Consider the following 11,490-nt stretch of genomic DNA (forward strand, 5'->3'; position numbering starts at 1 on the left):
TATTGTGCCCACCATGCGAGCCGCCCTGTTCGTCACCTGCGTCAACGACGCGTTCTACCCGCGGACCGGCATCGCCGTCGTACGCCTCCTGGAGCGGCTCGGGGTCGGCGTGGACTTCCCGGCGGCCCAGAGCTGCTGCGGTCAGCCGCAGTACAACACCGGCTACCGGTACGAGACCGAACCGCTGATGCGGCGCACCGCACTGGCCTTCGCGGGACACGAGTACGTGGTCACCCCCTCCGGATCCTGCGCCGCGATGCTCCGCGAGCACTACCCGCGCATCGGCCGGAAGGCGGCCGCCGAGGGCCGCGGCAGCGAGCTCGCCGAGGCGGCCGCCGCGCTCGCGCCGCGCGTGTACGAGCTGACCGAGTTCCTGGTCGACGTCCTCGGGGTGACCGACGTCGGCGCGTACTTCCCGCACACCGTCACCTACCACCCCTCCTGTCACGGTCTGCGCGGCCTGGGGCTCGGGGACCGGCCGCGGCGGCTGCTGGCCGAGGTCAAGGGCCTGGACCTGGTCGAGCTGCCGGGCGCCGAGGAATGCTGCGGCTTCGGCGGCACATTCGCCGTCAAGAACCCGGACGTCTCGACCGCCATGGGCACCGACAAGATCACGGCGGCGGCCGGCACCGGCGCCCAGGTGCTGTGCGGCGCCGACAACTCCTGCCTCGCCCACCTGGACGGCCTGCTGCGCCGTGCGGACAGCCCGCTGCGGACCCTGCACCTCGCCGAGATCCTGGCCGCGACCGAGGAGGAACCGCTGCCGTGACCGGTACGCACCTGGGCATGCCCGCCTTTCCCGGCTCCCCGTCCTTTCCCGCCTTTCCCGCCGCCGCGCGGGAAGCCGTACGCGACGAGGCGCTGCGCGCGAACCTCCGGCACGCCACCCACACCATCCGCGACAAACGCGCGCGGGCCGTCGCCGAACTCGCCGACTGGGAGCGGCTGCGCGCCGCGGGCAAGGCCGTCAAGGACCACACCCTCCGCCACCTCGACCGCTACCTGCTGCAGCTGGAAGCAGCGGTCACGGCCGCCGGTGGCACCGTCCACTGGGCCGCCGACGCCGAGGAGGCCAACCGGATCGTCACGGACCTGGTCCGCGCGACCGGCGAGCGCGAGGTCGTCAAGGTCAAGTCCATGGCCACCCAGGAGATCGGGCTCAACGAGGCCCTGGAGGCCGCCGGGATCGCCGCGTACGAGACCGACCTCGCCGAACTCATCGTCCAGCTCGGCCACGACCTCCCCTCCCACATCCTGGTCCCGGCCATCCACCGCAACCGGGCCGAGATCCGCGACATCTTCCGCGCCGAGATGGCCGGCTGGGGCCGTCCGGCGCCCGAACAGCTCGGCGACGACCCGCGGGAACTCGCCGAGGCGGCCCGCCTGCACCTGCGCGAGAAGTTCCTGCGCGCCAAGGTCGCCGTGTCCGGTGCCAACTTCATGGTCGCCGAGACCGGCACGATGGTCGTCCTGGAGTCCGAGGGGAACGGCCGGATGTGCCTGACCCTGCCCGAGACCCTGATCTCCGTCGTCGGCATCGAGAAGGTCGTCCCCACCTTCCGCGACCTGGAGATCTTCCTCCAGACGCTGCCGCGCTCCTCGACGGCCGAGCGGATGAACCCGTACACGACGATGTGGACCGGGCTGGGCCCCTCGCGAGGGGCGGACGGCGACGGGCCCACCGCCTTCCACCTCGTCCTCCTCGACAACGGCCGCACCGACACCCTCGCCGACCAGACCGGCCGCCAGGCCCTGCGCTGCATCCGCTGCTCCGCCTGCCTCAACGTCTGCCCGGTCTACGAGCGCGCCGGCGGCCACGCCTACGGCTCCGTCTACCCGGGCCCCATCGGCGCGGTCCTCAGCCCCCAGCTCCGCGGCACCGGCAGCGCGATCGACGCCTCGCTGCCCTACGCGTCCACCCTGTGCGGAGCCTGCTACGAGGTCTGCCCGGTCGCCATCGACATCCCCGAGATCCTCGTCCACCTGCGCGAACGCGTCGCCCAGGGCGGCCCGGTGACCCGCGCCGGCATCCGCGTCACGCTCCGCCCCGCCGACGGCCACACCGCCGAACGGGCCGCCATGCGGGCCGCCCGGCTGCTCCTGGACCACCCCGGGGCCCTGCGCGCGGGGGAGCGCCTGCTGGCCAGGGCCCGGCGGCTGGCTCCCCGCCGGCTCCCCGGAGCCGGGCGGGCCTGGACCGACAGCCGCGAACTGCCCACCGTGGCGGCGCAGTCCTTCCGCGACTGGTGGGCCCGTGAACGGAGCGACCCGCGATGAGCAGCAAGGACCGCATCCTGGGCCGGATCCGCCGGGCGCTGCGCGACGACGCGCCCGAGGCGGCGATCCCCCGCGACTACCTCCACGTGCACGGCACCCGGACCCCGGCGGAGCGGGTGGACCTGCTCGCGGGCCACCTCACCGAGTACCGGGCCGTGGTCCACCGCACGGACGAGGAGGCGCTGCCCGCGCTGCTGGCGCGGCTCCTGGACGCGCGGGCCGCCCAGTCGGTGCTCGTCCCGTCCGGCCTGCCCCCGCACTGGCTCCCGGCCGGGGGCCCCACCCGCGTACCCGACCGGGCGGCCTCCACCCCGTACGAGCTGGACCGGGTCGACAGCGTGGTCACCGGCTGCGCCCTGGCCGTCGCCGAGACCGGCACGATCGTCCTCGACGGCGGCCCCGGCCAGGGACGGCGCCGCATCACCCTGATCCCGGACCACCACATCTGCGTGATCCGGGTCCCGGACCAGGTGGTGGACTCCGTCCCGCAGGCCCTGCCGCTCCTCGACCCGGCCCGCCCGCTGACGTGGATCTCCGGCCCCTCCGCCACGAGCGACATCGAGCTCGACCGGGTGGAGGGCGTCCACGGACCCCGCACCCTGGAAGTGGTCCTCGTGGGCACACAATGAGGGCATGCCCTCGCACATCGCTCTCACCGCCCTCCTCGTCGACGACTACGACGAGGCCATCGACTTCTACACCCGCGCCCTCGGCTTCGACCTCGCCGAGGACACCGCCCGCCCGGACGGCTCCCGCTGGGTCGTGGTCCGCCCGCCCGGCGCCACCGAATCGGCGCTCCTCCTGGCCCGCGCCAAGGACGAGGCCCAGCGCTCCCGGGTCGGCGACCAGACGGGCGGCCGCGTCGGCCACTTCCTGTACACCGACGACTTCGCCCGTGACCACGCCCGGATGACCGCCGAGGGCGTCCGCTTCCTGGAGGAGCCCCGCCACGAGCCGTACGGCTCCGTCGCCGTCTTCGAAGACCTGTACGGCAACCGCTGGGACCTCCTCCAGCCCGCCGCCTAGGAGGCGGGCCGGCGGAACCGGTCGGCCACCGCGCGACAGGGGGAGCCGGGCGCGATGAAGTCGTGGACGAACGCCCCGTCCACGCACTCGGCCGCGCAGAGGTCCAGCAGCGCCCCGACCTCGGCGGCCTGCTCGCGCTCGTCGCGGACGTGGCCGTGCTCGACCACGGGGGTTCCCGCTCCCGGTCCACCGCGGTGAAGCCCGAACCGCCCCGCTCCGCGGCCCCCGTGAGTGTCGTTGCCGCCCTGGATCTCCATCACCGCGTTCCGGCAGTCGGACAGCGACTCTCACAACCGCCGTCGCCCGCCGTGGACCTGACGCCCGATCGGGCGGCATCGGCGTGCCCACCAACGGCCGACCTGCGTCGGTTCGGCATCAGGTCGGTGGTCCCGCAGCCCGTACCCGCAGCCTGCTACGACATGACCTGGGGGGCGAGCCTCGGTGCCTCCCGCGCGGCATCGACGGCCGCGCCGCCGTCCGCCACCCGGCCGGCCAGCTCCCCGGCCCACCGGACCAGGCCCGGCACGTCGACCCCGTACGGTCCGCCGTCCAGCCCCTCGATCCCCGCGGCCCCGCGCCGCAGCAGCCGCGCCCCGCCCACCGCGTTGCCGCGCGCGGAGTGCGTCAACCCGACGGCGAGCTGCGCGAGCCCCCGCCAGAGCGGGGCCGCGGCCTCCGGCCCGGACTTCCAGGCGTCCTCGAACACCTCGTGCGCGTGGAACGGCATCCCGGCGTCCAGCAGCCGTTGCGCCTCCCGCACGGTCTCCCCGGGGGAGCGCACCACCCCCTCGGGCTGCCGCTCGACCCCGGCCACCCCGTAGGCGAGCGGCCGCCCCAGCCCATCCCGCGGCCGCGCGCTGCGCGCCCGCCCGTCGACGTCCCGATCCCGTGTGTTCACCACCCCATCCTCCCCCTCGCCGATTACCCGTGCATGCACACCCCTCGCCGTGGGGTAATGTTCTGCATGTGCCGCCGAGCAGGGGGAAATCCCAGGTCGCAGGCACATCGGGACGTGGCGCAGCTTGGTAGCGCACTTGACTGGGGGTCAAGGGGTCGCAGGTTCAAATCCTGTCGTCCCGACCATGCGGAAACGCAGGTCGGAGGCCGTTCTCTCATTCACGGGAGGGCGGCCTTTCGTGCGTCCGGCGGCCCGCGGCCGGTCCGCAGGCCGTGATCACCGGTGCGGCGGGGCCGACCCGCTCGATCGGGTCGCAGACTCTGAGGGCGGGCAGGGCCTGCATCCGCTCGGCCTGCCGGCACACGTTCCGTCGGCTTGCTGCGCCCGAGCAATGGCCGGGACGGGCGGGCGATGTTGAGAGCGACGATGCGGTCGGCCACCTCGGCACTGCCGGACGCGGCGCCGAGGGCCGCTACGGCGTGAGCCAGGCGCCGCGGGCCCGGCGGGGACGGTCGGGTGCTCAAGGCTGACCGCGGTCACACGTACTCCTCGTGATCATGCCGCGCCCGGTCACACTCTACGCGCCGTCCCGTCGAGAGCTCAGCGCCCCAGTCGGGCGTCGAGCCAGGCGAGGACCTCGGGGGTGACGGGGTCGGTGATGTCCGCGAACTCCTGGTGCTTGATGAGGAACTTGGCGACGTAGGGGCAGACGGGCACGATCCGCTTCCCGGAGGCGCGGACGTCGGTCAGGGCCTGTTCGACGAGGACCGCGGCGAGCCCCTGGCCGGCGTAGGTGTCGTCGATCTCGGTGTGGAAGAAGACCCGCTGGTCGTCGCGGTCGCGATAGGCGGTCAGGCCGGCGCGGTCGTCGGCCACGAGGATCTCGTAGCGGTGGCGGGCGTCGACGCGGCGGACGACGGGGGCGGTGGTGGCCTGCTCGCTCATGGCGGAGGTCCTTTCGGTACGCGGGATCAGTGGCGGGTGGGGTTCTTGCGGGGCGCGATGACGGCGTTGGGCAGGGCGGGGGCGGGCAGTCGCTCGCCGGGGTAGCCGTCGACGGTGCCGAAGCGATCGGAGGCGCTCTCCCACGCCTTCCGTGCGTCGACGATGTCCTGGTGGCTGCGGCCGATGAAGTTCCACCACATCACGATCTCCTCCTCGAAGGGCGGGCCGCCCAGGAGGACCGTCCGGGCCGGGCGGTCGGATCCGTTGGTGAGGGTGAGGGTGGTGCGGCCGGGGGCGGCGTAGCCGAGTTCGGCCGGGAGCAGGGGAGTCGTGTCGAGGCGGACGTCGCCCTCGTCGACGAGGAGTCCGTGTTCGAAGCCGGGGTCGACGTCGAGGGTGACGGTGGCACCGGCGTCGATGAGGACCTCGGCGCCGAGGAGCGGGGTGTAGGTGCGTACGGGGGAGGTGACGCCGGCGAGGGTGCCCAGGAAGACCCGCAGTTCGGCGCCGTCGACGCGCAGCGGCTCGGGTGCGTGGTGCTGGAACTCGCGTGGCGCGTGCCGGTGTTCGCCGGGGAGGGCCACCCAGAGCTGGACGCCGTGGAGGACGGTGGTGCCGGGGGTGGAGACCTCCGTGTGGCTGATGCCGTGTCCCCCGGTCATGAGGTTGATCTCGCCGGGCCGTACGAAGGCGTGCGTGCCCAGGCTGTCGCGGTGCTCGATCTCCCCGCTGAACAGCCAGCTGACCGTCTGGAGCCCGGTGTGCGGGTGGGGTGCGACGTCCATGCCCCCGGAGTCGGCGACCCGGTCGGGGCCGTAGTGGTCGGCGAAGCACCAGGCCCCGATGAGCGTCCGGGCCCGCTGGGGCAGGGTGCGCCGTACGGTCATCGCCCGCGGTCCGCCCAGCGGGACGTCCCGGGCGGTGAGGACCTCGACCGCGGCCCCGACCCCGGCCCCGATCCCGGCCTCCGTGTGATCCATGTCCCGGCCCCTCTCCGCCAAAGTAGTTTTACTTTCAACAATATTCGTTGATCATAGTACCGATGATGACCCGCGACAAGCAGGCGAAGGAGCACAGGGTGAGCGAGACGGTACAGGTCACGGAGGTTCCCCGGACGAACGGCCGGATCTACCTCGACAAGCAGAGCCCCGCCGCGTACCAGGCGCTGGTCAAGACCGCCGACGCCGTCCGCGCGACGGCGGCCGAAGCCGGCCTGGACCGGATCCTGGTCGAGCTGGTCAACCTCCGCGTGTCCCAGCTCAACGGCTGCGCCTTCTGCCTCGACGTCCACACCCGGGCCGCGCTGCGCGCCGGGGAGACGACCCGCCGCCTCGGCGTGCTCGCCGCCTGGCGGGACACCGAGCTCTTCACCACCCGCGAGCGCGTCGCCCTCGCCCTCGCGGAGGCCACCACCCACCCGGCCGACGCGCTCGCCCAGGAGCGGGCGTACGCGCAGGCGCGGGAGGTTCTGGACGACGACGAGATCTCCGCCGTGGTCTGGGCGGCGATCACGATCAACGCCTTCAACCGCGTCTCGATCCTGAGCAAGCACCCGGTACGCGAGACACCCGCCCGCTGAACCCCTGCGGGCCCGGAGGCCTTCCGGCTGTGGCAGTGTCCGGATCAGTGGTCGGAAGGCATTCCCGCGGAGCGCCACCCTGCCGAACAAGACGGTCGCCGCCGAGAACGGCCCGCGGGAACCCGGACAACTGGGATCCCGCACCGGTCGAAGCGCTCGCCCCGGCCAGGCGCGTGATCGCCTTCGGCAACACCGGGGTCGGCGTCTTCACCGGCTCGGCTGCCTCGACCTGCCGGTGTTCGTTGCCAACGGCGACAGCGAGCGTCGGCACGAGCAGAATCGTTGACATCGGGATGCGGGGCACGCCCGCCGCGGGCCGTTGGCGACATTCGTACAAGACCGGCAACCGCCACCCCCCGCACCATCGCCATATGAACGACCACGACGCACAGCACGCGCAGCCGATGCATGTGGACCGCGACGGACCGCGGGACGCGCCGCCGTTGCTGCTCATCCACGGGTCTGGAGCCTCGGGCGCCTCCTGGGGGCCGGTGGTCCCGGCCCTCGCCGCCCGTCATCATGTCGTCCGGATGGACCTCGCGGGCTGCGGCCAGTCCCCGCCCGCCATGTCCTACGGCGTTCCGGCGCAGGCGGGCCGTGTGGCGGCGCTGCTCGACGAACTCGGCCTGCGCTCGGTCACCGTGGCCGGCCACTCCAGCGGCGGATACGTCGCCACCGCGCTCGCGGAGCAGCGCCCCGACCTGGTGGGTGCGCTGGCGATGATCAGCACCGGCCCGCGCCTCGACGCGCTCCTGCCGCAGCCGGCCATTCTCCGCGCCATGCTGGCACCGCCCTTCGGGCCGCTGCTGTGGCGGCGGCGTTCGGACGCGATGATCCGCAAAGGCATCGGCGCCACGCTCGCAGGCCCTGCGCCCATCCCGCCCGGCATGGTCGCCGACGTGCGGAGCACCACGTACCGCGCGTTCCGCGAAGTGCTGCGCGAGAACACCGCGTACCTCGCCGAGGAGTCCGTGCCCGAGCGGCTCGCCGCCCTCGGGCTCCCGGTACTCGTGGTCTTCGGCGCTGCCGATCCCCGGTGGGATCCGGCGTCGGCGAGCCAGTACGACGTCGTGCCGGACGTGCGGGTCGAGATGATGCCGGGCGTCGGGCACGTGCCCATGCTGGAAGCGCCCGAGCCGGTGGGCCGGCTGCTACTGGACTTCGCGGCCCTTTGCGCCGGAACCCCGCCGACAGGCCCGGCCTAGACTGGTGCCGTGTCGTCGCAGGGCGTGCCTCCCGTGTGGTCGGGCGTTGACATCGCGGTACCGGTGCCTTCGGACCGGCTGCCGGGCATCAGCATGGCCGGCTTCCGCCAGCGTGTCCCCGCGTCCGTCGACATCGCCATGGTCGCCCATCCGTCCGTCACCGTGGTCATCGATCTGAGCGACGATGCCGGCCTGGTCTACGACACTCGGGGCCGGCGCGGACACGGCAGTGTCGTGATCGGCCTGGCCCCCGGGGAGCTGCGGGCGTCCGGTCTGGTGGGCGAGTGCCTGCAGATCCGGCTTCAGCCGGGTGTGGCGGCCGCGGTGCTCGGCTCGTCGGCCGGGGTCAGCGGGAGCGTGGAGTCCTTGGCGGACGTCTGGGGCCGCGACGCCGGGCGCGTCGAGGAGCGGCTGAGGACGGCCGGGTCGTGGGACGAGCGGTTCGCGATGGCGACGGACATCGTCCGTCGGCGGATCGGGGACAGCCTGCGGGTCGATCCGGAGGTCGCCCACGTCTGGAGGCGGACGGTCACCGGCGGCGGCCGGGTGCGTATCGACAGCCTGGCGGGCGAGGTCGGCTGGAGCCGCAAGCGCCTGTGGGCGCGTTTCCGGGCGCAGCTCGGCGTCACCCCAAAGCGGGCCGCCCAATTGGTGCGGTTCGACCATGCAGCCCATCTCCTCGCGGCGGGTCACCCTCCCGCCGGTGTCGCAGCCGAGAGCGGTTACGTCGACCAGCCTCATCTGCACCGCGACGTCAAGGCGTTCACGGGGCTTACGCCGACTGCCGTCGCCGCCGCGCCGTGGCTGGCGATCGACGACGTCGCGTGGCCGGACTTCTGGCGGGCAGGGAGGCCTGTGACAGATGGCGCAGGCGCTTCCGGCCGGCACCGAACCGCAACTGTGCTTTGACATCCGACCTGGTCGCCCCAGGTCGGGCCCTCGCATCGGACGACACCATGCCGAGTTCGCCGCCGACGTCGACACCGGCCTCGACGGCATTTCGTCCGCCTGATCACGCCCCATCAGAAGGGTCGGCCCCCATGGACGCCGCGTTTACCACGGTCCGAAGACGTCCGCACATCATGCGCAGCCACACGAATGAACACTGCCCCTCCGATGGTGGCTATCGGTGAACGCGCCGATACTGGATTCGCTGTGTGAACTGTCACGCAAGCAAGGAAATCGAGGGAGTTCGGAATGTCTGAGTACGAAAACGGATTCGCCTGCAAAGCGCACGGTGAGGACTTCACCGCCACGGCGTACGAGAACAGCAAGGGTGAACGCTGGGTCACGGTGGAGGGCACCTGTTCATGCAACACCGAGGGCTTCGAACTGACTTTGGAACTCGCACCCCCACCGATCAGGCCGGTTCCCGAAGAGCTTCATCTGCACCTGGTCGAACACGCGCCGGGCGGGCTCGTTCCTCCCGTCATCACGCCGACGCCGGTCAAGGAGGAGTTCCGCATCGATGGCAAAGTGGAACGAGTTTTGATCCGCAACAGGAACATCACCGTGCCGATCAAGAAGGAATGAATTTCACGGTTCACTCGCTCGCCACAGTGGAGGGGGAGGCTTTCCGGAAATCCGCGTAGCGGCCGCCACGACGCACTCGGTGCGCGACCATCGCCACCGTCCGGCCGACCGTCAGGTGCTGAAGCCGCCGTTCCCTGCCCGCTGCCGCCGAGCCCGACGCCGAGCCCGGCCCGGGTGCTGGTGCCGACCCGAACCGGCACACGTGTCACCCTGGTCCCGGGTCGAGGACGGGTGCGGGTGCGCGTCGGGATCGGGGGAGGAACGTGGCGGACCGGGAAGCGCCGGAGGATCGTCTCGGCGGGTATGCCGACATGCTGCGGGACGCGTGTGCCACGGGGCGTCACCTCACCCGTGCCGAGCTCGACTCCAGGCGAGCCGAGGGGCAGTGGGCGGCGGAGGCGGGTCTGCCGCTGCGCGGGCTCGTACGGGACCACCTGGCCGCCGCCCGGAACGTACCGACGCGATCACCGGCGCCGCTGCTGGCCGTGGTCGAGCAGGCGGTGGACGCGTTCGTGGAGGGATACGAGCGCTCCCAGCGCCAGGCGGTCCGTCAGGAGGAGGCGGCCCGGCGCGAGTTCATCGACGACCTGCTGTACGGGCGCGGCGGGCTGGGCCGGTTGGCGGAGCGGGCCGAACGGTTCGGGCTGCGCCTGTCGCAGGCCCACGCGGTGGCCGTGGCGGCCGGTCCCGAGCCGTACGGCGACGGCTACCCCGTGGCGCGCCGCATCGAGGAGGCGGTCCTCGGCCGGTTCGGGAACCGGCAGATCCTGCTGGCCACCAAGGACGGCAGCCTCATCTGCGTGGCGCCCGGCGATCAGCCCGATGTCCTGGCCTACTTCGCCGAACGGGCGCACGCGGCGACGGACGGCGGGCGGGTCGCCATCGGCCGCTCCCACCCGGGCCCGGGCGGAGTCGTCCACTCCTACGAAGAGGCCCTGAACGCCCTGGACCTCGCCGAGCGGATGGGGCTGGAGGGGCCGGTGCTGCACGCCTCCGACCTGCTGGTCTATCCGGTCCTCAGCCGCGACCGGCAGGCCATGGCCGACCTCGTGGAGAGCGTCCTGGGCCCGCTCCGCCGGGCGCGCGGCGGCCCGCAGCCCCTGCTGGACACCCTCACCGCCTACTTCGACAGCGGCTGCGTGGCGACGGAGACCGCCCGCCGCCTCTCGCTGAGCGTGCGCGCCCTGACGTACCGGCTGGGGCGCATCCACACCCTCACCGGTGCGGACCCGGCGGACCCGGCGGACCGCTACACACTCCAGACCGCGGTGATCGGATCACGGCTGCTGGGCTGGCCCGGCGCCAGGACCTGACCCGGGGCACCCTGCCGTACTGCTGCGTCAAGGAGTCGTAAAGATTGCCGGAGGCTGGCAATGTGCGGCGCCTTCGCGCGCTGGCACGATGCCCTTGTCCGGCGGGGATGCCGGCCGAGCGGGGAGGTGCTCATGGACTTGTTTCTGGGTCTCGGCATCGGGGGAATCGTCCTGCTGGCCGGCTCGCTGGTGTTCGACGGGGTCCTCGAAGGAGTCTTCGACGGTGCCCTGGACGGACTGTTCGACGGATGGCTGTCGCTTCCGGTCGTCGCGGGCTTCGTCTCGATGCTCGGTTTCACGGGGGCGATCGTGCTCGGGACCACGGGTCTCGGGCCGGGAGCGGCGGCCGCCGCCGGGGCCGCTGCCGGTGCGGGGGCCGGCTGGTCGACGTACCGGCTGAGCCTCGCCCTCACCCGGTACGGCAGCGGGGGCGCCCCGCGCCACGACGAGCTCGTCGGGTCGTCCGGGACCGTGGTCACCGCCATTCCGGCGGGCGGGTACGGCGAGGTCCTGCTGAGGCTGGGCGGCCAGCCGGTCAAGTACGCCGCGACCGCCGACGGCCCGGTGGCCCTGGGCGCCGAGGTGTGGGTGACGCGGACGCCGTCGTCCACCTCGGTCGGCGTGTGCGCCGTCGAGCGCTGACCCGGCGCGACGGCCGCCCCGGGCACCGCCCCGGGCGCGACCTCGGCGCCGCCCCGGGCGCTCCACCCTCTC

Annotated in this window: 14 protein-coding genes and 1 tRNA gene; 11 read left to right on the forward strand and 4 right to left on the reverse strand. The window is 73.0% G+C overall.

Annotated features, from left to right (window positions below):
• Positions 1 to 13: 13 nt before the first annotated feature.
• Genes ACXNSR_RS32055 through ACXNSR_RS32070 form a run of 4 tightly spaced genes read left to right on the forward strand, consistent with a single transcriptional unit; the run spans position 14 to position 3,303 of the window.
• Positions 14 to 769: a (Fe-S)-binding protein gene (locus tag ACXNSR_RS32055; RefSeq protein WP_458638839.1), complete on the forward strand. Its 756-nt coding sequence runs from the start codon at positions 14 to 16 to the stop codon at positions 767 to 769.
• Entirely contained in the window at positions 766 to 2,277 is a 1,512-nt protein-coding gene (locus ACXNSR_RS32060; RefSeq protein WP_458638840.1) for a lactate utilization protein B, read from the forward strand. The genes ACXNSR_RS32055 and ACXNSR_RS32060 overlap by 4 nt, the downstream gene beginning before the upstream one ends.
• Entirely contained in the window at positions 2,274 to 2,906 is a 633-nt protein-coding gene (locus ACXNSR_RS32065; RefSeq protein ID WP_458638841.1) for a LutC/YkgG family protein, read from the forward strand. Before ACXNSR_RS32060 ends, ACXNSR_RS32065 begins: the two co-directional genes overlap by 4 nt.
• A gap of 4 nt (positions 2,907 to 2,910) precedes the next feature.
• Positions 2,911 to 3,303, forward strand: a complete 393-nt coding sequence (locus tag ACXNSR_RS32070) for a VOC family protein (RefSeq protein ID WP_458638842.1) — start codon at positions 2,911 to 2,913, stop codon at positions 3,301 to 3,303.
• On the opposite strand, the gene ACXNSR_RS32075 is transcribed toward ACXNSR_RS32070, so the two are convergent.
• Together ACXNSR_RS32075 and ACXNSR_RS32080 are read right to left on the reverse strand one after the other, a co-directional pair.
• The gene (locus tag ACXNSR_RS32075) at positions 3,300 to 3,470 is read right to left on the reverse strand and encodes a hypothetical protein (RefSeq protein WP_458638843.1); all 171 of its coding nucleotides are present in this window, start codon (positions 3,468 to 3,470) and stop codon (positions 3,300 to 3,302) included. The genes ACXNSR_RS32070 and ACXNSR_RS32075 overlap by 4 nt on opposite strands.
• A 245-nt stretch (positions 3,471 to 3,715) precedes the next feature.
• Positions 3,716 to 4,201: a DUF309 domain-containing protein gene (locus ACXNSR_RS32080; protein WP_458638844.1), complete on the reverse strand. Its 486-nt coding sequence runs from the start codon at positions 4,199 to 4,201 to the stop codon at positions 3,716 to 3,718.
• A gap of 108 nt (positions 4,202 to 4,309) precedes the next feature.
• Between ACXNSR_RS32080 and ACXNSR_RS32085 the strand changes: the two genes are divergently transcribed.
• Positions 4,310 to 4,386: transfer RNA gene (locus ACXNSR_RS32085), tRNA-Pro, on the forward strand.
• 415 nt (positions 4,387 to 4,801) lie between these two features.
• On the opposite strand, the gene ACXNSR_RS32090 is transcribed toward ACXNSR_RS32085, so the two are convergent.
• Both ACXNSR_RS32090 and ACXNSR_RS32095 read right to left on the reverse strand, forming a co-directional pair.
• Positions 4,802 to 5,146 (reverse strand): GNAT family N-acetyltransferase, encoded by a 345-nt coding sequence (locus tag ACXNSR_RS32090; protein WP_458638845.1) that lies wholly within the window; start codon positions 5,144 to 5,146, stop codon positions 4,802 to 4,804.
• Between the two features lie 26 nt (positions 5,147 to 5,172).
• The gene (locus ACXNSR_RS32095; protein WP_458638846.1) at positions 5,173 to 6,126 is read right to left on the reverse strand and encodes a pirin family protein; all 954 of its coding nucleotides are present in this window, start codon (positions 6,124 to 6,126) and stop codon (positions 5,173 to 5,175) included.
• A gap of 98 nt (positions 6,127 to 6,224) precedes the next feature.
• On the opposite strand from ACXNSR_RS32095, the gene ACXNSR_RS32100 reads away from it, so the two are divergent.
• From ACXNSR_RS32100 to ACXNSR_RS32125, 6 genes are all read left to right on the forward strand, one after another.
• Positions 6,225 to 6,725: a carboxymuconolactone decarboxylase family protein gene (locus tag ACXNSR_RS32100; RefSeq protein WP_458638847.1), complete on the forward strand. Its 501-nt coding sequence runs from the start codon at positions 6,225 to 6,227 to the stop codon at positions 6,723 to 6,725.
• A gap of 371 nt (positions 6,726 to 7,096) precedes the next feature.
• Positions 7,097 to 7,930 (forward strand): alpha/beta fold hydrolase, encoded by an 834-nt coding sequence (locus ACXNSR_RS32105; RefSeq protein WP_458638848.1) that lies wholly within the window; start codon positions 7,097 to 7,099, stop codon positions 7,928 to 7,930.
• 9 nt (positions 7,931 to 7,939) lie between these two features.
• Positions 7,940 to 8,839, forward strand: coding sequence for an AraC family transcriptional regulator (locus ACXNSR_RS32110; RefSeq protein WP_458638849.1), 900 nt, complete (start codon positions 7,940 to 7,942; stop codon positions 8,837 to 8,839).
• A gap of 288 nt (positions 8,840 to 9,127) precedes the next feature.
• Positions 9,128 to 9,463 (forward strand): hypothetical protein, encoded by a 336-nt coding sequence (locus ACXNSR_RS32115; protein WP_458638850.1) that lies wholly within the window; start codon positions 9,128 to 9,130, stop codon positions 9,461 to 9,463.
• 263 nt (positions 9,464 to 9,726) lie between these two features.
• On the forward strand, positions 9,727 to 10,776 hold the full coding sequence (locus ACXNSR_RS32120; RefSeq protein WP_458638851.1) for a PucR family transcriptional regulator: 1,050 nt from the start codon (positions 9,727 to 9,729) through the stop codon (positions 10,774 to 10,776).
• 132 nt (positions 10,777 to 10,908) lie between these two features.
• Entirely contained in the window at positions 10,909 to 11,418 is a 510-nt protein-coding gene (locus tag ACXNSR_RS32125; RefSeq protein WP_458638852.1) for a hypothetical protein, read from the forward strand.
• Positions 11,419 to 11,490 lie beyond the last annotated feature (72 nt).

The sequence above is a fragment of the Streptomyces sp. NC-S4 genome (assembly GCF_054353315.1).